This window comes from Sphingobacterium sp. UBA6317, assembly GCF_002440385.1.
GTDB lineage: Bacteria > Bacteroidota > Bacteroidia > Sphingobacteriales > Sphingobacteriaceae > Sphingobacterium > Sphingobacterium multivorum.
Window position 1 is genome coordinate 1 of record NZ_DJTD01000019.1, and the last position, 19766, is coordinate 19766.

Here is a 19766-nt window from a genome sequence, read left to right on the forward strand (position 1 = left end):
AATTTGAGACAGCTTCTTTTTTGTGTTAATTTTAGGTTAATCAATCGATTGCGTAAATATTTTTTATTACATTGCGGCGCATTAACAAAATATACACTTAAAATTGAGACATACATGTGTGGAATTGTAGGATACACAGGTTATCGTCAGGCGTATGGTATCGTCATTGACGGATTACAAAAGTTAGAATACCGTGGTTATGACAGTGCTGGAGTGGCATTGCATAAAGGTGAGCAGATCGATGTTTACAAAAAAACAGGTAAAGTCGCAAACTTGGAAGAGTTTGTGTACGGAAAAGATCTACAGTCGACCACAGGGATAGGCCACACCCGTTGGGCTACCCATGGTGAACCTTCTGATCGGAATGCACATCCGCATTATTCCAATAGCGGACGCATCGCGATGATCCATAATGGTATCATTGAAAACTATGCTTCCTTAAAATCAGAATTAATCAATAAAGGTTATACGTTTAAAAGTGATACCGATACAGAGGTTCTGGTCAACTTTATCGAAGAAATCCAATTGCAGAATGAATGCTCGTTAGAAGAAGCGATCCGTATTGCTTTAAAACGGGTCGTCGGGGCCTATGTGATCCTCGTATTGGAAGCTGGTCATCCGGATCGTATTATTGCAGCACGTAAGGGAAGTCCTTTGGTAATTGGTATCGGTAAAAATGAGCATTTTTTGGGTTCAGATGCTTCCCCGATGTTAGCGTATACCAAAGAAGTTGTTTACATCAATGACTATGAACTGGCCATTATCACACCGGAGGAGCTGATCCTTAAAAATTTGGGTAATGAGCGCATCACACCTTATGTCCAAAAATTGGATCTGGAACTGTCAGCTATTGAAAAAGGAGGCTTTGATCACTTTATGTTGAAAGAGATCTTTGAGCAACCGCAAACGATCTTTGACTCCATGCGTGGACGTCTTGATCTGCAATCCCATCAGATTACACTCAGCGGCATTGAAAAATTTGCCAATGAGATCAGCAACACCAATCGCATTGTAATTGTTGCCTGCGGTACCAGCTGGCATGCCGGACTTATTGCAGAATATGTTATTGAGGAATTGTGCCGCATAAATGTAGAAGTTGAATATGCATCGGAATTCCGCTACCGTAATCCGGTTATTCATCCAGGAGATGTGATCCTGGCGATTTCCCAAAGTGGTGAAACGGCTGATACATTAGTTGCGTTGGAAAATGCAAAAAAACAGGGTGCTATTATATTGGGTGTGGTCAATGTTGTTGGATCTTCTATCGCCCGACTTTCGGATGCAGGTGCCTATACCCATGCTGGACCAGAAATCGGCGTAGCAAGTACAAAAGCATTTACAGCACAGTTGACTGTATTGAATCTGATTGCCTTAAAGATTGCTTCTTTGAGAGGCTCCATCAGTGAAGAGCGTTATCAAAAACTCGCAAAGGAATTAAATGAAGTGCCTGAAAAGGTGGAGTGGATTTTGGATACGCAGGTTGATAAAATTAAAACCATTGCCAAAAAGTACAAAGATGCCCGCGACTTTCTTTTCTTGGGTAGGGGATATAATTTCCCGGTTGCTCTGGAAGGTGCGCTTAAACTCAAGGAAATTTCCTATATCCATGCCGAAGGTTACCCTGCAGCAGAGATGAAACATGGACCGATCGCATTGGTTGATGAGAACTTGCCTGTTGTTTTTATCGCTACAAAAGATGCTTATCACGAGAAGATTGTTTCAAATATTCAGGAGATCAAAGCACGTAAGGGAAAGATCATATCGGTGGTTACCAAGGGCGATACCGTTTCTGAAAATCTATCCGATGATTTTATGGAAATTCCGGAGGCCGATGAGATTATTGCGCCATTGATTTCGGTTGTACCATTGCAACTGCTATCGTATTATATTGGTGTAGAACTCGGATTGGATGTGGACAAACCACGTAACCTGGCGAAGTCGGTAACTGTAGAGTAAGGAGGCCTATGAGTGTATTGAAGAAGAAACCTTTGGAACAGCTGGGCTATGGATTTATCCCAGATGAATTTATTCCAGCAGGACAAGATGAATATACCCTGCGCTTTCAGCAAAACCCGCGTAATGACTACCGCGATCTGACGGAAACGGAGATTCAACAGTTGATTCATAACGGTAACTGGTCAAGCGACTGGACCAAGGTCAAAGTATCGGCAGTCTTCGATCCGAATCAGGTGCAGCACTGTAAGTTCTACGGTCTGGTCCGTATCGGCAATTTGAGTCCGAGTTACCTGGATTACCGCAATTTGCAGCTGCCCATTGGCCTGTACCATTCGACGATCATCAGCTCGGACTTTGGTGACGATGTTGCTGTTCATTATGTGGGCTACTTGTCCTACTTTATTGTTGGTAATGAAGTGCTGTTGAGCCAGATCAAGGAAATGGAGACCGGTAGTACAGCCAAGTTTGGTAATGGCATCCTCCGTGACGGTGAAGAGTCGGAGAAACGGATCGAGCTGGAGCTCTGCAACGAAAATGGTGCCCGCTCGGTTTACCCTTTTGATGGCATGCAGGCTGCAGATGTATACCTTTGGACCCGCAATCGGCATGATCATGCTTTACAGCAGCGATTTGGAGAACTTACGGATCAAAAATTTGGAAGTCAACGCGGCTATTACAGCCAAATTGGCGACCGTTGTGTCATCAAAAATACGTTAACGATCAAGAATGTCAAGATTGGGACTGATGTTTATATCAAAGGGGTCAGCAAGCTGAAAAATGTAACCGTCAATTCCTCACAGGAATCGTATACGCAGATCGGTGAAGGCTGTGAGCTTGTTAATGGAATTATTGGCTATGGCTGTCGTATATTTTATGGCGTTAAAGCCGTACGTTTTATCTTGGCTTCCTATTCGCAATTGAAATATGGTGCGCGCTTGATCAACTCTTATTTGGGTGACAACTCGACAATTTCCTGTTGTGAAGTATTAAATTCCCTGATTTTTCCAGCCCATGAACAGCACCATAACAACTCGTTTTTATGTGCGGCATTGGTGATGGGCCAAAGTAACATGGCTGCTGGAGCAACCGTAGGATCGAATCACAACTCCAGAGCTGCGGATGGTGAAATTATCGCGGGGCGTGGTTTTTGGCCCGGACTCTGTGTCAGTCTAAAACACAACTCCAGATTTGCTTCGTATTGCCTGATTGTAAAAGGGGATTTTCTGCATGAACTGGATATTAAGCTACCTTTCACCTTAGTAAGCAATGACGTACAACATGATCAACTGGTCCTGATTCCGGGGTATTGGTTTATGTACAATATGTACGCATTGGTACGGAATGCCAATAAGTATGCGGCGCGGGACAATCGACATTTCAAAAATCAATATTTTGAATACGATATGTTGGCACCGGATACGGTGAATGAAATGTTTGAAGGGATGGATATGCTGGCCTTGGCCGTTGCAGACAGCCTTCACACTGCAGCAGGGAAGGATGAGCGTGAACGTATTGTTGCCGGTCGGGCACTGCTTGCCAACAACATGGACCTAAAAGATCAGACCATCGTGTTGCAAGGAGCCGAAAATTCACGCAGACCGACTGTTATTCAGAAGGTTGGCGAGGCTTATCACTTGTATCGTTCGTTTATTAAGTATTATGGTGTATTGCACCTGATGGATGCCCTCGAGGAAGGTCTGTCACTGCAGGATATTATGGCCTCCTTAACGGGTCGATCGCGTACGAACTGGCAGAATATCGGCGGACAGCTGATCGAAAGCAATGCCCTGCACACTTTCTTAGATGATATTAAATCAAAAAAGATAGATTCGTGGGATGATATTCATGAATTCTATCATGATAAAAGTAAAGATTACCCCCTAGATAAACGTGAACATGCACTCTTGTCTTTAATCGAAGTCTTAAATTTGGAAGGTATGGTTTTATCAACAGATAAAATTGTATCTTTGTTGGATCAGGCGCTTGGGCACCGGATCTGGATTGGTGAACAGATTTATAAATCCCGGGCCAAAGACTACAAAAATCAGTTCAAAAACATGGTTTATGCCAATGATGAAGAACGTGATATTGTGGTCGGAAAACTGGAGGACAATTCTTTTATCAATCAACAACAAAAAGAATTAGAGATATTCAAGATAAGGGTTGCTAATTTGAAAGGGCAATTTTAAAAGAAAAGCTTCCGCTCGGAAGCCTTTTCTTTTTTGACCTGCTGTTCTTTTTGTTGACCAGTTGCTTTTTTGACCTGCTCTTCTTTGGGCAGCTGCTTCTTTTCTTTGATTTGTCACTTCTTCATTTGGCCTGCTGCTTCTTTTCTTTGACCAGTTGCTTCTGTTTTTTGTCTGTTTTCTAATCCTGGCGGCCGAGGCTGCTATGAAGCTTGCTTTTGTCGTTCCACGCCTTTACTCGTTGATTTTATCGAGCGGCTTACGTTTATTGTCTTTGATCTGTTTAAAGTGGCTTGGCGTCAATCCGGTTACTTTTTTGAATTGATTACTTAAATAGGCAACACTGGAGTAATTGAGTTTATAGGCAATCTCACTTAATGTCAGTTCATCGTAAACCAATAGCTCTTTGACATATTCAATTTTTTGGCCGATGAAGTATTTTTCGATGGTGATCCCTTCAACATCCGAAAATAGATTGGAGATGTAGTTGTAATCATGGTGCACTTTCTTGCTGATGATTTCGGAAAGATTAAGGCTGGTGTCGTTATGTTGATTACGGATGAGATCCAACACCACATGTTTTACCTGTTCGATGATGACGGTTCTTTTATCGTCAATAAGTTCAAACCCAAGTTCCGAAAAATTTTCAGCAAGTTGCTTGCTCTCCGCTTTGGTTAGTTCTTCTTCAATTTCCACCTGGCCCAAAGAAATATGCTTAACATGGAGATTGAGCTTCGCCAGTTCATTTTCAACAACCATTATGCATCTATTGCATACCATATTCTTTATTGCAAGTTTCATAAGATTTATTTTAAATACAAGTTACTCATGTAAACTCAAAAATCGCTAATTTATTAGACATGGGGTTGTAATATTTAGGGTTTATCTTGTAGTATTTTGAAAATAGGCTGTGGGAAAAAATAGGACGGAAGGGTTAGATCGCCTACAGATGAGTGTCAAGGGACGGATGCTAAGCGTTTATCTCAGTCAAGGCTTTATTTCCGCTAGGGCTTTATTTCAATAGTTGTGCCTATTGGAACAGCGTCAAAAAGCTCGTCAATCTCCGAGTTTGTAAGTGCCATACAACCGAAAGTCCAGTCCATGTGGCGTTGCAATTTACCGATAAAGCCTAGTCCGTTTCGGAGTCCGTGGATCTTGATGTCGCCACCGGCATCTTTTCCTAAACTTTTGGCATGGGCGATATCTTGTTCATTCGGATAGGAGACACCTAGGTTTTTGTGATAGTCGCTATATGGATTTTTATCGTAGATCGTATAAAGACCCTCGGGTGTTTTTAAATCACCTTCAAATTCTTTGTCGCCCACAGGTTGACCGCCTAGTGAAATACGATATGATTTTAGGAGCTTTCCCTTGCTATAGGCCAATAGTGTCCTTTTAGATTTATAGACAATCAGTTTGTCCACTTTCGCATGCCGATCCAACGTTGGTTCGGGATAAAGATTATAACCTATCAGGCCCAGGCAAAGTAAGACGAGGAGGCTGATGACTGTTTTTAAAACTATTCGACGTTTTCTAGGTCGTTTCATCTTGGCGATCGTTAGCTAATGGATAAAATGTTTAGACCGAGTGCCTAACCTAGGGCTCGGCACTCGGTCTACTCATGTATTTTGATGTTACCGTCTAGAATTCGCGGTCAACATCCTTGTCGCCACGTCCCGAAAGGTTCACAATAGCGACTTGGTTTTTGTCTTTGAGCAATTTCACCGCAAGGGCAACAGCATGAGACGATTCAATGGCCGGAATAATACCTTCCAGTCGGGAAAGCAACTTGTAGGCATCAATCGCCTCGGTGTCAGTCACGGGATGATAGTTTGCACGATTGCTATCTTTTAGCTGGGCATGTTGCGGCGATATCCCCGGGTAATCAAGGCCTGCAGATATCGAGGTTGAGGGGATCGGATTACCTTCATCATCGACCAGACAGTATGAAAATGTCCCCTGGAATACAGTTGGTTTACCAAAAGAAAGTGTCGCTGCTGTTTTTGGGTAAGTCCCGGTGCCACCACCTTCACCACCATGAATTTCGACGTCATGATCATCGAGAAAACCCGAAAATAAGCCAATCGCATTTGACCCGCCACCTACACAGGCAAAGATGCTGTCGGGAAGGCGCCCTTCCTGATCAAGAATCTGCTGGCGTGCTTCTTTACCGATAACGCTTTGAAAATAGCCGACCATTTTTGGATAGGGATGTGGGCCAACATGTGATCCCAATAGATAATAGGATGTGGGATTTTCGACGTAATACATCAAGGCCGCGTCTACGGCATCCTTCAATGTACGGCTACCTAAGTTGGTCGTTACAACCTCGGCGCCCAACAATTCCATGCGTTTGACGTTCAGGGCCTGCCGCGCAGCATCGATTTCGCCCATAAATACTTTGCAGGGGATGTTTAACAATGCTGCTGCTGTTGCTGTTGCAACGCCATGTTGACCGGCGCCAGTTTCGGCAATGATCTCTGTAGCGCCCATTTGTTTAGCCAAAAGAATTTGACCGATACAGTTGTTTATCTTGTGGGAACCTGTATGGTTTAAATCTTCCCGCTTCAAATAGATTTTGGAACCTACGTGTTCGCTTAAATTCTTCGCGTAATATAAAGGTGAGGGGCGACCGACATAGTGTTTTAAGATCGCAATAAACTCTTTCTGGAATTCTTCTTTTTGGACATGACTATCGAAAAAAGCAGCCAGTTTATTCAATTGCTCTTCCAATACCTGTGGGATGTAAGATCCGCCAAATTCTCCATATTGACCATTGTATTGAAGCATCTTCTCATTTGCTTCGACAGATGCAGCTTGTGTTAGACTCATTTTAGGCTTAAGTTTCTTGTTGTAAAAAGATATATTATTTATTGAAGCCTAATATAGTAATCTTTGCAGGTATAGAAAAAAAACAAGGCATCTTTTCTAGAAAAGATGCCTGTAAAATCTTGTATTTGCAAACAAGGATATATTGCGGCCTGTTTTAAGCGTTGGTTTTCCGGAAGATAAAGTAGAAGCCCACCAAAATAAAAGGTATACTCAGTAATTGGCCCATGTTTAAAGCCATACTTTGCTCGAAAGCTTCCTGGTCAATTTTAAAATGTTCCAAGACCATGCGTGCACCAAATAATAGGACCATGAATATACCAAATAATTGACCTTTTTGGCGATTGGGATTTGATTTGAATAGGGAACCAATGATAATAAAGATCAAAATATAGGCGATTGCTTCATAAAGCTGCCCAGGGTGGCGTGGTACATTGTCTACACGTTCGAACACGATAGCCCAGGGTAGATCTGTAGGTGTGCCAATAATTTCGGAATTGAAGAAATTTCCGATACGGATAAGTGCGCCGGCAATAGGGACTACAACGACCAATCGGTCCGCTAACCACAAGAAGTCGGTTTTTGTTTTTCTGCAGAATAAATAGAGTGCGAGGATAATTCCGATGGCGCCGCCATGGGAAGCCAATCCTGCGAAGCCGGTAATATGAAATCCTGTTTTATCCCATTTGAATGGCAGGAAGATTTCAAGTATATGATCTTTGTAATAGTCAAAATCGTAAAATAGGCAGTGTCCTAATCGTGCTCCGATCAAAGTGCCCAGAAAAATATAAATTGAAAGCTGATCCAACTGTTCCTGTGTGCGGCCTTCCTTTTTGAATATACGCAACATGATCACGTATGAAACAAAAAATGCTAACAACCAGCATAAGGCATAATAGCGAAGGGCAAAAGCGCCAAAGTTGAACATTTCGGGGTCAATATTCCAATGTATTGCACTTAATATTGAATTCATAAATTTTATAGCTTTTTAAATTACTTTGAAGTAAAGATAAGCTTTAATCTCATTTTTTTATTCCTACAATTTGTTTTTAAGCAGAATATCATTGGGCTGCGGATCTAATTCATTCATCGTGAACAAAATATTGTCTTTTGCGGATCCTTTTTACTTAAAGAGGAGCGTATGACTTAAAATAAATTGCGCAAACAATATTTCAAAAAACATTTTTACTTTTGCATTTCATTGAAATTTTCATATTTTGACGAAAGTAAATAGAAAAGGAAAAGATGGCAGAAAAAAACAAGAAAAAAGAGCCGAAGCACGACGCGGTTGTGACGAAAGATTCGCTTTCATTTTTTGAGAAATATATCAATAATGCTTCTCCTACAGGATTTGAGTGGGAAGGACAGCGCCTGTGGTTGGATTATTTGAAGCCTTATGTTGATGATACATTCGTTGACAACTACGGTACAGCTGTAGGGGTAATCAATCCAAAAGCGGAGTATAAGGTCGTTATAGAGGCTCATGCGGATGAGATTTCTTGGTTTGTCAATTACATTACCAAAGACGGACTGATCTATGTAATACGTAACGGTGGTTCAGATCACCAGATTGCGCCGTCTAAGCGCGTGAATATTCATACGGAAAAGGGCATTGTCAAAGCTGTATTCGGCTGGCCTGCAATTCATACGCGTTCGGGAGAGAAAGAAGAAAATCCTTCGCTGAAAAATATCTTTTTGGACTGTGGCTGTAGTACCAAAGAAGAGGTTGAAGCCTTGGGAATACATGTCGGTTGTGTCATTACATACGAAGATACATTCTCTATCCTTAACGACCGTTATTATGTTGGGCGGGCTATGGACAATCGTGCTGGTGGTTTTATGATCGCTGAGGTTGCTCGTTTGCTAAAAGAGAATAAAAAGAAATTGCCATTTGGATTATATATCGTAAATTCGGTGCAAGAAGAGATTGGTTTACGCGGTGCCGAAATGATTGCAGATCGTATCAAACCGAATGTCGCCATCGTAACTGATGTGACACATGATACGCAAACTCCGATGATCAATAAGATCACGCAGGGCGATCTATTTTCAGGTAAAGGTCCGGTATTGTCCTACGCTCCAGCGGTTCAGATTAATCTGAATAAACTGTTGGTTAAAGTTGCTGAGAAGAATAATATTCCTTTCCAGCGTCAGGCTTCTTCTCGTTTTACAGGAACTGATACGGATGCATTTGCCTATAGCAATGGTGGTGTACCGTCTGCATTGATTTCTTTACCACTCCGTTATATGCACACAACAGTGGAGATGGTGCACAAGGAAGATGTGGATAACGTGATCCGGTTGATCTACGAAACATTATTGAATATTGAGAACGGACAAGATTTTAGAACATTTACAAAGTAGAATTTAAGAATATATTAACTTATCATTAGAATTATTATGGAAAATAACCAAAATCAAAACGAATTGAGCATCGAGTTGACAGAAGAAGTAGCAGAAGGAACCTACTCAAATCTTGCGATTATCACTCACTCTAATACTGAATTTGTGGTTGACTTTATCCGTGTGATGCCAGGAGTGCCAAAAGCAAAAGTGAAATCAAGAATCGTTTTGACTCCAGAGCATGCAAAACGCTTGTTAGGTGCATTGGTTGATAACGTGAACCGTTTCGAAGCATTAAATGGCCCAATTAAAATGGACTTAGGTGTTGCTGAACAACCTCAACAAGGTGGTGATCCTACAGTTGCATTCCCTTTTGGAACGCCACAAGGTCAAGCATAGTTGATTGCAGCTATCATTGAGATATCAAAAGCGCCAATTGAACATTGGCGCTTTTTTTATGTCCTTGATTTCAGCAAAGTCTTTCCGATGCTCCAATCGGGTTCATGTACGAAAAAAACGATTGCCCTAACTACCTGTTAAGGGATAAGATCATCAAGATCTAATTAAAATTGAAACATCTGCATATCAGGTAGTGCCTATTAATATTTCTTAATCAATGTTTAGACAGTAATAAGTCAGTGCATATTCAGTCTACACTGAGCAAGCACTGAACGAGCACTGAACAATCACTGAGTAAGCACTGTCTAAAATATAAAGTTGGATGCCATCTGATATTCGCCTGTGGGCTATTGTTAGTTTTGGACTTGGCATTTACTTTTACTAAATTTAGATAACTAATTCAAAAAGGAGATTTATATGGATATTCAAGTGCGGAACTTGACAAAGAAGGATTATGTTGATTTGAAACGATCGATGGAACAGGCTTATGATGGTGCAGGTGAGACCTGGTCAAAGGAAAATATTCAGGATTTGATTGATATATTTCCCGAAGGGCAATTATGTGTGGAGATTGATGGACATGTCGTTGCCTGTGCCTTGTCCATTATCCTGAATTCAAAAAAGAATAATATTTACGATAGCTATTATGAGATTATCGATGACGGTAAGTTTACCAAGCATAGTGATGATGGAGACACCCTTTACGGGATAGAAGTGTTTGTTCATCCGGCACATCGGGCGTTACGTCTCGGCCGGCGTCTCTATGATGCGCGTAAGGAGCTGTGTGAACAGATGAACCTCAAATGTATTGTTGCCGGGGGCCGTATTCCCAATTACCATAACTATGCGGATAAAATGAGTCCGCGGGTTTACATCGAGAAAGTCAAACGCAAGGAGATCTATGATCCGACGCTGACCTTTCAGCTTTCAAATGATTTTCATGTCAAAAAAATACTCAAGCATTATCTGCCTGAAGATGCTGAATCGATGGAGTTTGCTACCCTGTTGGAATGGAATAATATTTATTATGAGTCAGAGACACGGTCCATTTCGACCACCAAGCAGACGATCCGTTTGGGGCTGGTGCAATGGCAGATGCGCTTGTTTGATAATCTGGAGGCATTTTATGATCAGATCGAGTTTTTTGTGGATACGGTGAGTGATTATGGAACAGATTTTATCATGTTTCCGGAATTTTTCAATACGCCGCTCATGAGCCCTTATAACGACCTTCCCGAGCGCCTGGCGATGGAAAGGCTTGCGCAGCATACCTCCGAGATTATCGACCGCATTCAACAGTTTGCTGTATCCTACAACGTTAATATCATTGCGGGTTCCATGCCATTGATGGAAAACAAAAAACTCTACAATGTTTCCTACCTCTGTCATCGCAACGGTAAGCTGGATGAGTTTAAAAAAATTCATATCACGCCAAATGAATTTAAATACTATGGTATGGTGGGTGGTAGTGAAGTGAAAGTATTTGACACCGATTGTGGTAAAGTAGGGCTGTTGATCTGTTACGATGTCGAGTTTCCTGAACTGAGCCGTATTTTGGCCGATCAGGGCATGCAGATTCTATTTGTGCCCTTTATGACGGATACCCAAAACGGGTACATCCGGGTGCGTACCTGCGCGCAGGCCAGGGCGATAGAAAATGAATGTTATGTGGCTATTGCCGGCTCTGTGGGTAATTTGCCGCGTGTGAATAATATGGATATACAATATTCGCAGTCTGCCGTTTTTACTCCTTCAGACTTTGCTTTTCCCAATAATGCCATCAAAGCCGAGGCGACACCGAATGCCGAAATGGTGCTTATTGCCGACGTTGACCTGTATGCGCTGCGCGACCTACATGAGTATGGTACTGTTAAAGTGAAGAAGGATAGGCGGAAGGATCTGTATGAAGTGAAACTTTTGAAGTAAAATTTAAATACGCTTTTAATCTCTTAAAATATGATACAAAAAGTCAAATGGGGGACGCTATCCATGGTCTTAATGATGATGTCATGTCAGTCAAATAAGAAAAGCGATACTGCTCAGGAGGTCCGCACAAATTTTTTTGATGTCTCAGGTATGGATACGACGGTGAATCCAGGAGATAATTTCTTCCAATATGCGAATGGAAGCTGGATGAAAAATACGCAGATCCCGGCATCGGAAACAGGATGGGGCTCCTTTTATGTGCTCGCCGACGAAAATCTGGCAAACCTGAAATCTATTTTGGAAGGGGCCGCAAAGTCCGACAACAAAAAAGGTTCAGATCAGCAAAAGGCCGGCGATTTCTATGCGAGTGGTATGGATACGGTGACGATCGATAAATTGGGTGCGAAACCGATCGAAGGGGCCATTCAAAAAATCAATGGATTGAAAAGTATTGATGAATTGATTGCGTATGCTGCAGATGGATTTAAGGAGGGCGATGGTGATCTTTTTACCTTTTATGTCGCCGCGGATGACCGGATCAGCACTAAGAATGCATTGCAATTTTTTCAGGGGGGACTCAACCTGCCTGAAGCAAGTTATTATTTAGATCAGGATGAGAAAGCGAAGAAGATCCGGGAGGCCTATGTCGCGTATCTGGTCAAGTTATTCGGACTGATCGGTGAAGGGGCAAATGCCCAAAAGTCGGCTGATGAAGTGCTACGCCTGGAAACAGAAATTGCCAAATCGCATGCCACACCTGTAGAATTGCGGGATCCCATTAAAAACTACCACAAATTTGCGGTACAGGAATTTCAGAAGCAAACGCCAAACCTCAACTGGAAAGATATTCTGCAACGCTTGGATGTGAAGACCGACACGATTTTGGTACAGCAGCCCAAATTTTACCTTGCTTTAAATAATTTGTTGAAGTCGCAGTCCTTAGATAGCTGGAAGACAAAACTAAAAGCAGATTTAGCGAATGCTTCTGCGACGGCACTGAGCAAAGGTTTCCGGGAGGCCAAGTTTGAATTATTCGGGAAAACCCTGAATGGTCAGAAGCAGGAGAAAGAGCGTTGGAAGCTGATGGTGAGTTCGGCGGACGAGAATCTTGGCGAGATTGTGGGTAAGTTGTATGTGGATGAATACTTCAAGCCCGAAGCAAAAAAACGAATGCTCGAATTGGTCGACAATTTGCAGAAAGTCTATAAGAGCCGCATTGAGAAATTGGACTGGATGACGCCTGAAACCAAAAAGAAAGCGATTGAAAAATTGGAAGCCTTCACCAAAAAAATCGGCTACCCGGAGAAGTGGAAAGATTATAGTGATGTGGAAGTCGCCAAAGATACCTACTATGCCAATTTGCAGTCTGCTGCAAAGCATGCTTATAAAGAAATGGTGGGTAAAATTGGTAAACCGGTTGACAAGGCAGAATGGCTGATGACAACACCTACGGTGAATGCCTATTACAATCCACCGTATAATGAGATTGTATTTCCGGCCGGCATCTTGCAGTTCCCCTTCTTTGATGCCAACGCGGACGATGCAATCAATTATGGCGCTATCGGTGCCGTTATCGGACACGAGATGACACATGGTTTTGATGATCAGGGGCGCCAATATGATAAAGACGGTAACTTGAACGATTGGTGGACTGCCGTGGATGCGAAACAGTTTACGGAACGCGCTAATCAGGTAGCGAAGTTATATGGTGGTTTTACACTGTTGGACAATCAACATGTAAACGGTGAGCTTACTTTAGGTGAAAACCTGGCGGATATCGGCGGTTTAAATATTGCCTATGATGCCTTTAAATTAACCAAACAAGGGCAGGGGCAGGACAAGATTGATGGTTTTACTCCAGATCAACGTTTCTTCCTGAGTTTTGCGCAAGTGTGGCGCGTAAAGAGCAGCGATGAGCGCATGCGGCTACGTTTAAAAGTTGATCCACATAGCCCCGAACAATTTCGGGTAAATGGTCCCGTATACAATATGGAGGCTTTCTATAAAGCATTTAATGTACAGCCTACAGCAAAAATGGATGTGGCACCGGAGAAAAGAATTTTGGTTTGGTAAGCGGAAACAGGCGTGAACAGCATTGCCTAATACGGATTAAGGTCATGTTGTTCAACTGATAACGTTTAAATGGAAACGAAAAAGTAAATTTGTCTTTGAATTATGATAAAAACTGATTACTTTTGCCCTTCATTTAATAACACATTTAATTAATTAACAATGTACGCAATAGTAAATATAGCAGGACAGCAATTTAAGGTTGCAAAAGACCAGTTCCTTTTTGTACACCGTTTACAAGGAGATGAAGGCGCTAGTATTGAATTTGACAATGTATTGTTAGCAGAAGACGGTGGTAAATTTACCATTGGTACACCTAGCGTTGCTGGTGCAAAAGTTTCGGCTAAAATTTTGTCTCATTTAAAAGGCGATAAAGTTATCGTTTTCAAGAAAAAACGTCGTAAAGGCTACAAAAAGAAAAACGGTCACCGTCAACAATTTTCTAAAATCCAGATCACTGGTATTACGTTATAATTGAATTTTTAATCAGACAAATAGTCTTAAATTAAGATAAAGAAATGGCACACAAAAAAGGTGCGGGTAGTTCTAAGAACGGCCGTGAGTCACATAGCAAGCGTTTAGGTATCAAAATCTTCGGTGGTCAACAAGCAATCGCTGGTAACATCATCGTACGCCAACGCGGTACACAACACAATCCTGACACAAACGTTGGTATTGGTAAAGACCACACATTGTTCGCTTTAGTAGACGGTAAAGTAGTTTTCCGTAAAAAAGCTAACAATAAATCTTATGTATCTGTAGTTCCTACAGAACAAGCGTAAGGTTTTGCAACAATATTGGAAAGGCATCAAGAAATTGATGCCTTTTTTTGTTTGTCTGTTCTCCCATGGATCTACCCTTGGGCAATAGGAACGAAATCGGATGCTACTTGCTGCACTTTCGTTGCACAGAGCCACTGTTGGCAATATCGTTGGCCCGCAGCGTTGCTGCCCCGCCAATTTATCGGAGTTGGTAATGAGTGCGTTAAGGTTTTGGTTTTATTTAAATTGTTATTTTCTGTTAAATGTAAAGCTTTGGTACAATTTTTATAAAGGATAGGTGTTTTTAAGACAATAGGCGAAACATTCCGGAATACCATTGGATGCAAGCACGATTGAATAAATACTTACATATGAAATACAACAAGTTTGGATATGGTTTGTGTGCGGGGTTATTTGCCTGTTCATTTTATTCCTGTAGTTCGATTTACATGCCTAATGTGCCTTCAGCGCCGATGTTTACAGAAGCTGGCGAGGTATATGTTTCCGGTAATATCAATACAAAGGCTAATGTATCGGCCAACCTGGGGGTAGCCGTAACCGATCATGTAGCTGTCATCGCCAATGGTTCCTATGTGGATAATAAATCCAATATCAAAGACTATGCGCAAAAGATGGGCGAAGCGGGGATTGGCTATTATACACGTTTTGGTCGGAAAAACAATCGTGTGTTTGAGGTTTACGGGGGGTATGGGCTAGGCAATACCAGTGTGGTTGATAAGCGTTCGTCGACGATGGGACAAGCTATTGTGGAAACGAAGGATATGGATTTTGAAAAGGTGTTTGTGCAGGTAAACTTTTCATCGGAGAAAAAGGATGCCCTAAAGTTGTTTGGCAACCGGCACGATATCGATTACGGTACCATCATTCGGTTGAGCAATATGCGGATGAAGAATTTCGCTATTGATGGTCTTCCGGCAGAGAAAGAAGACAATATGCTTATTGAACCTGTATTTTATACAAGGATGGGCTTAGGGAAAGGATGGAAGCTGCAATATACGAACGGTATGGTATTTGGTTTTAAAAGTAATACCTATTTAAAAGCAGGGTACCCATTGTTTACACTGGGAGTTTTATATAAATTTGGGGGAAAATAGGGATTATGAGCAAGAAAATTTTATTTGGATGTTTGGTTCTGCTGGGTTTGTTTATCTCCGGCTGCGGCGTGAATCGACAAAAGGCACAGATCGAGAATTTGGCGAAATGTAAGTTCGATGTGGAATCGGTAGATAGTATTCGGTTGGCCGGTACATCATTGCAACGACTGATCAAGAATAATCAAATCGACCTGGGAGCAGCGCCGAGCCTGGCGTTGGCCTATTTGCGGAAAGATATTCCATTGAATGCAGTTATCCGGCTTAAAATAGACAACCCGACGCTCAAAAAGGCATCCATTAATAAGTTTCAGTATATCATTCTTTATGGTGGACAGCAGCTTGTGGAAGGGATTGTCAATCAATCATTACAAATAGAGCCCGGAGAATCTACTGTGGCCAATGTGCGTATAGCGACCAATATCTATGATTTATTAAAGAATTCGGACCTGCAGGATTTTTTAATGTCAAGCGATGAGAATAAAAAGGGAATATTTACGTTAAAAGTGAAACCTTCTATCAATATCGCAGGGCAGTCGGTATTCTACCCGGGATATATTACCATCGATAAAGCGGTAAGTCGTAAGATTCTGCTTTAGACAGGGGCATACTGTGATAAGATATTATGGTTTTCCATGAGAATGGAAAACCTTTTTTATTGATCTTGATTTTCAGGCTAGTTAAGTTACCAGGGATACTTGCCTGCATCTGGCTAAATCGATATTACGAATGGACTATTATGTTAAGAATTAAACTGTAATAAAAAAGTTATAGTGTCAAAGTGTAAAGTATACACCTTATTTTATATTTTAGTCTTTAATTACAAACCTAAATATGTTAAAAAGAATCTTTATTCCTGTTTTGTTATTTGCCGGTGTGCACGCTATGGCTCAGAAAGCTTTCGAACCTTATGAGCAACCTATTGAAGGGACTAATCTGACGTTCAAAATGCTGGCAATCCCTGGCGGTAATTTTAAAATGGGAACTACAAGTGGTGGGAAAGAGGATGAAAAACCTGCACACGAGGTGAAGTTGGATCCATTTTGGATGGGCCAGTATGAAGTAACCTGGGATCTGTTTGAGCCATTTCTGTATAAAGATTATGAGATCGCAAAGAGTAAGGACGGTAAAGTATCGAAAGAGATTGATGCCGTTACGCGACCGACCAAACCTTATTTGGATATGACTTTTGGTTTTGGAAAGGAAGGGCACCCGGCCCTAGCGATGACCCATTACAATGCTATTCAATTCTGTAAGTGGCTGTATGTCCGTACCGGTGTATTTTACCGTTTACCAACAGAGGCCGAGTGGGAATATGCAGCTAGAGCAGGTTCAAAGACGACTTATTTTTTCGGTGATCAAGCAACGCCATTAGCAGATTATGCCTGGTTTAAAGATAATGCTGAACAGAAAACACATATTGTAGGACAGAAGAAACCGAATCCTTGGGGCCTTTATGATATTTATGGCAATGTTGCCGAATGGACTTATGATCAATATAAGGCCGATAGTTACAATGAAGGTAAAGGCAAGGTATTGACTAATCCTGTAGTCGTTCCGACAACCCTGTATCCACATGTTGTACGTGGCGGTGCTTTTGACAGTGGTGCCGAGGACATGCGCTCTGCAGCGCGTGGTGCCTCAGATCCCGTATGGAAACAGTTGGATCCACAAATTCCAAAAAGTAACTGGTGGTTTCCAGAAGCCCCATTCGTGGGTATGAGACTAGTCAGACCCCTCAACCCACCTAGTCACGAAGAGATTATGGCTTATTACGATAAACAGCCAATCAAAGACTTTTAATATAAAATAATCAATATAAAACTGTTATGGAAAATCTAGAAAGAAGAGATTTTATTAAAACTTCTGCTGTAGTTGCTGGAGGCGCTGTGCTGAGCTCAATGCCTTTATCAGGTGCATATGCCGCTGGTTCGGATGTTATCAAAGTTGCCTTAGTGGGCTGTGGGGGCCGCGGAACTGGAGCTACATTTGATGCGCTAAGTTCGGGCATGAACATTAAAGTGGTGGCTCTTGCAGATGCTTTTAAAGATAATTTAGAGAGTACTTATAAAACGCTGAAGGAAAAATGGCAAGATAAGATCGATGTAAGTGACAATCACAAATTTGTGGGGTTCGATGCATATAAAGATGCAATTCAATTGGCCGATGTTGTTATTTTAGCAACTCCTCCAGGATTTAGACCAATGCATTTTGAGGAAGCGATCCGTCAAGGTAAACATGTTTTCATGGAGAAACCGGTCGCTGTTGATATCCCTGGTGTACAGCAGGTCTTACGTGTGGCTGCAGAAGCTAAACGTAAAAAATTGAATGTTGTAGTCGGGTTACAACGCCGTTATCAAACGAATTACCGTGAGGCGATCAAACGTATCCACGAGGGTGCAATCGGTGATGTTACTTCGGGACAAGTTTATTGGAACTCAGGTGGCGTATGGGTGCGTCCGCGTAAGCCAGAGCAAACTGAAATGGAGTACCAAATGCGTAACTGGTATTATTTCAACTGGTTGTGTGGCGATCATATCGTAGAGCAGCACGTACACAATATTGATATCGCCAATTGGGTGAAAGGTGCTTACCCGGTATCGATCCAAGGTACAGGTAGCAGGGCACACCGCACCGGCAAAGAGTATGGTGAAATCTATGATAATTTTGCATTAGAATTGACCTATGCCGACAACAGCGTTGTTTATAGTCAATGTAGACACTTCGAAGGTATACATAACCGTGTAGACGAGCAATTCCAGGCAACAAAAGGACGTGCTTATCTTTCTGCAGGTGGACAGGCTGTATTGTACGACTGGAAGGGAAAAGAAATCTATCGCCATGATGCGAAGGGTAATCCAAACCCGTATCAACAAGAACATAAAGAACTATTTACGGCAATTTCGAAAGGCGAATATAAATTTGATAATGCAGAATATGGTGCTTACAGTACGTTAACAGGTATTATCGGACGTATCGCTTGTTATACCGGTAAGGTAATCAAGTGGGATGAAGCCTTGAAATCGACCATCAAATTGGGACCAGATGTACTTGCTTGGGATGCTAAACCAAAATTACTTCCGGATGCAGAAGGTTTTTACCCAGTAGCGATGCCTGGTCAAAACACCAACTTATATATTTAAGCAATTGGGCCGATGGGATTAAAGTGGAATTTGTGCCTTCTATTTTTTGCTACGATTTGTTGCATTGATGCACAGGCGCAGATACCGGCAACGAAACCCCATAAAATTCGGCTGGAGGGACCCGCGCAGGGTACCCAATTCCATATCACTTACTTCGCTTCCGACAGTCTTGTTAGGCGGTCGGAAGTTGACAGTATCTTAACGGCAATCGATTTGTCGATGTCAATTTACCGCAAAGACTCGAGGATATCCAAGTTCAATACAGATACGGTAATGTCTGTTGTGATGGATAGCCACATGGCTAAGGTGATAAATGCTTCCTTTAAATACCACAAATTATCGAAAGGTCAATTCGATATCACTATTGCCCCGCTGGTCAACCTATGGGGCTTTGGTGCTAATAAGAGCCCGGTGGCCCCGGATTCGGCGACGGTACGAAAAGCGAAGGAACTGGTGGGAATGCACTACCTGAAGGTCAGCGGCAACCAGCTGATTAAAAAGAAAAAGGGGATTAAAATCGATGTTAATGGTATTGCACAGGGGTATACGGTAGACGTCTTGGCCGACTATCTCGAACGTAAGGGAATTGCCAATTATATGGTCGAGGTCGGTGGTGAAATCAGGGTTTTGGGAACTCCGCCAGGTGGGCAGGGCTTTTCCATTGGTATTGTTCAGCCCGATGGTGAAAGTGGGGAGGAATTGATGACTGCTGTTGCGCAGCTCAATGAAGGGGCGCTGACAACAGCCGGCAGTTTCGAAAAGTTTATTCAATACAAAGGGAAAAAATTGGGTCATCATATTGACCCTGTTTCGGGTTTTCCATACATGACCAATATATTGAGTGTCAGCGTCTATGCGAAGACTGCCATGGAGGCGGATGCACTGGATAATTATTTTATGGGCATGGAACCCGAACAAATTAAGACAAAGGCCAAAAAATTGAAAGGTGTGGCGGTTTTTGTCATTTTTAAAAATAAAAATCAGTCCATAGAAACGATTTATTCGGATGGATTTGGTAAATTATTTAAAAATTAATCAATT

At 42.0% G+C, this 19766-nt stretch carries 17 protein-coding genes; 13 read left to right on the plus strand and 4 right to left on the minus strand.

Annotation, left to right across the window (positions count from 1 at the left end):
• Positions 1–114 precede the first annotated feature (114 nt).
• Together glmS and B3E92_RS05090 are read left to right on the plus strand one after the other, a co-directional pair.
• Complete coding sequence (glmS, locus tag B3E92_RS05085) at positions 115–1956, plus strand: glutamine--fructose-6-phosphate transaminase (isomerizing) (protein ID WP_046672460.1); 1842 nt, start codon at positions 115–117, stop codon at positions 1954–1956.
• 8 nt (positions 1957–1964) lie between these two features.
• Complete coding sequence (locus tag B3E92_RS05090) at positions 1965–4145, plus strand: DUF4954 family protein (protein WP_286895654.1); 2181 nt, start codon at positions 1965–1967, stop codon at positions 4143–4145.
• Between the two features lie 231 nt (positions 4146–4376).
• Here B3E92_RS05090 and B3E92_RS05095 read toward each other — a convergent pair whose 3' ends face one another.
• The 4 genes from B3E92_RS05095 to lgt form a co-directional block, all read right to left on the minus strand.
• Positions 4377–4943, minus strand: a complete 567-nt coding sequence (locus B3E92_RS05095; RefSeq protein WP_070561147.1) for an AraC family transcriptional regulator — start codon at positions 4941–4943, stop codon at positions 4377–4379.
• A 203-nt stretch (positions 4944–5146) separates the two neighbouring features.
• Entirely contained in the window at positions 5147–5689 is a 543-nt protein-coding gene (locus B3E92_RS05100) for a L,D-transpeptidase family protein (RefSeq protein WP_286895656.1), read from the minus strand.
• Positions 5690–5783: 94 nt separating this feature from the next.
• The gene (gene trpB / locus B3E92_RS05105) at positions 5784–6974 is read right to left on the minus strand and encodes a tryptophan synthase subunit beta (protein ID WP_286895658.1); all 1191 of its coding nucleotides are present in this window, start codon (positions 6972–6974) and stop codon (positions 5784–5786) included.
• Between the two features lie 154 nt (positions 6975–7128).
• Entirely contained in the window at positions 7129–7944 is an 816-nt protein-coding gene (gene lgt, locus B3E92_RS05110) for a prolipoprotein diacylglyceryl transferase (protein WP_070561145.1), read from the minus strand.
• A 272-nt stretch (positions 7945–8216) separates the two neighbouring features.
• Here lgt and B3E92_RS05115 point away from each other — a divergent pair, with 272 nt between their 5' ends.
• The 11 genes from B3E92_RS05115 to B3E92_RS05165 all read left to right on the plus strand — a co-directional run bounded on the left by B3E92_RS05115 (position 8217) and on the right by B3E92_RS05165 (position 19760).
• On the plus strand, positions 8217–9335 hold the full coding sequence (locus B3E92_RS05115) for a M42 family metallopeptidase (RefSeq protein ID WP_070561144.1): 1119 nt from the start codon (positions 8217–8219) through the stop codon (positions 9333–9335).
• Between the two features lie 36 nt (positions 9336–9371).
• Complete coding sequence (locus B3E92_RS05120; protein ID WP_046672455.1) at positions 9372–9713, plus strand: DUF3467 domain-containing protein; 342 nt, start codon at positions 9372–9374, stop codon at positions 9711–9713.
• Positions 9714–10130: 417 nt separating this feature from the next.
• The gene (locus tag B3E92_RS05125) at positions 10131–11639 is read left to right on the plus strand and encodes a bifunctional GNAT family N-acetyltransferase/carbon-nitrogen hydrolase family protein (RefSeq protein WP_046672920.1); all 1509 of its coding nucleotides are present in this window, start codon (positions 10131–10133) and stop codon (positions 11637–11639) included.
• A 30-nt stretch (positions 11640–11669) separates the two neighbouring features.
• The gene (locus tag B3E92_RS05130; protein WP_286895660.1) at positions 11670–13712 is read left to right on the plus strand and encodes a M13 family metallopeptidase; all 2043 of its coding nucleotides are present in this window, start codon (positions 11670–11672) and stop codon (positions 13710–13712) included.
• A 159-nt stretch (positions 13713–13871) separates the two neighbouring features.
• Complete coding sequence (gene rplU / locus B3E92_RS05135; protein WP_028068281.1) at positions 13872–14183, plus strand: 50S ribosomal protein L21; 312 nt, start codon at positions 13872–13874, stop codon at positions 14181–14183.
• Positions 14184–14227: 44 nt separating this feature from the next.
• A complete protein-coding gene (gene rpmA, locus B3E92_RS05140; protein WP_046672918.1) occupies positions 14228–14491 on the plus strand; it encodes a 50S ribosomal protein L27 in 264 nt (87 codons plus the stop codon).
• A gap of 350 nt (positions 14492–14841) precedes the next feature.
• Positions 14842–15585 carry a hypothetical protein gene (locus B3E92_RS05145; protein WP_115049607.1) on the plus strand — a complete coding sequence of 248 codons (744 nt, stop codon included), beginning with the start codon at positions 14842–14844 and terminating at the stop codon, positions 15583–15585.
• Positions 15586–15590: 5 nt separating this feature from the next.
• Positions 15591–16181 (plus strand): hypothetical protein, encoded by a 591-nt coding sequence (locus B3E92_RS05150; RefSeq protein ID WP_112376352.1) that lies wholly within the window; start codon positions 15591–15593, stop codon positions 16179–16181.
• A 235-nt stretch (positions 16182–16416) separates the two neighbouring features.
• On the plus strand, positions 16417–17385 hold the full coding sequence (locus tag B3E92_RS05155; protein ID WP_286779173.1) for a formylglycine-generating enzyme family protein: 969 nt from the start codon (positions 16417–16419) through the stop codon (positions 17383–17385).
• A gap of 26 nt (positions 17386–17411) precedes the next feature.
• Positions 17412–18725, plus strand: coding sequence for a Gfo/Idh/MocA family oxidoreductase (locus tag B3E92_RS05160; protein ID WP_046672915.1), 1314 nt, complete (start codon positions 17412–17414; stop codon positions 18723–18725).
• A 12-nt stretch (positions 18726–18737) separates the two neighbouring features.
• Complete coding sequence (locus B3E92_RS05165; RefSeq protein ID WP_286895664.1) at positions 18738–19760, plus strand: FAD:protein FMN transferase; 1023 nt, start codon at positions 18738–18740, stop codon at positions 19758–19760.
• The last annotated feature ends 6 nt before the right edge of the window (positions 19761–19766 follow it).

Bases quoted from the DNA above. Each gene is read 5' to 3' on its own strand.
- glmS (WP_046672460.1), top strand. From the start codon at position 115: ATGTGTGGAATTGTAGGATACACAGGTTATCGTCAGGCGTATGGTATC.
- B3E92_RS05090 (WP_286895654.1), top strand. From the start codon at position 1,965: ATGAGTGTATTGAAGAAGAAACCTTTGGAACAGCTGGGCTATGGATTT.
- B3E92_RS05095 (WP_070561147.1), bottom strand. From the start codon at position 4,943: ATGAAACTTGCAATAAAGAATATGGTATGCAATAGATGCATAATGGTT.
- B3E92_RS05100 (WP_286895656.1), bottom strand. From the start codon at position 5,689: ATGAAACGACCTAGAAAACGTCGAATAGTTTTAAAAACAGTCATCAGC.
- trpB (WP_286895658.1), bottom strand. From the start codon at position 6,974: ATGAGTCTAACACAAGCTGCATCTGTCGAAGCAAATGAGAAGATGCTT.
- lgt (WP_070561145.1), bottom strand. From the start codon at position 7,944: ATGAATTCAATATTAAGTGCAATACATTGGAATATTGACCCCGAAATG.
- B3E92_RS05115 (WP_070561144.1), top strand. From the start codon at position 8,217: ATGGCAGAAAAAAACAAGAAAAAAGAGCCGAAGCACGACGCGGTTGTG.
- B3E92_RS05120 (WP_046672455.1), top strand. From the start codon at position 9,372: ATGGAAAATAACCAAAATCAAAACGAATTGAGCATCGAGTTGACAGAA.
- B3E92_RS05125 (WP_046672920.1), top strand. From the start codon at position 10,131: ATGGATATTCAAGTGCGGAACTTGACAAAGAAGGATTATGTTGATTTG.
- B3E92_RS05130 (WP_286895660.1), top strand. From the start codon at position 11,670: ATGATACAAAAAGTCAAATGGGGGACGCTATCCATGGTCTTAATGATG.
- rplU (WP_028068281.1), top strand. From the start codon at position 13,872: ATGTACGCAATAGTAAATATAGCAGGACAGCAATTTAAGGTTGCAAAA.
- rpmA (WP_046672918.1), top strand. From the start codon at position 14,228: ATGGCACACAAAAAAGGTGCGGGTAGTTCTAAGAACGGCCGTGAGTCA.
- B3E92_RS05145 (WP_115049607.1), top strand. From the start codon at position 14,842: ATGAAATACAACAAGTTTGGATATGGTTTGTGTGCGGGGTTATTTGCC.
- B3E92_RS05150 (WP_112376352.1), top strand. From the start codon at position 15,591: ATGAGCAAGAAAATTTTATTTGGATGTTTGGTTCTGCTGGGTTTGTTT.
- B3E92_RS05155 (WP_286779173.1), top strand. From the start codon at position 16,417: ATGTTAAAAAGAATCTTTATTCCTGTTTTGTTATTTGCCGGTGTGCAC.
- B3E92_RS05160 (WP_046672915.1), top strand. From the start codon at position 17,412: ATGGAAAATCTAGAAAGAAGAGATTTTATTAAAACTTCTGCTGTAGTT.
- B3E92_RS05165 (WP_286895664.1), top strand. From the start codon at position 18,738: ATGGGATTAAAGTGGAATTTGTGCCTTCTATTTTTTGCTACGATTTGT.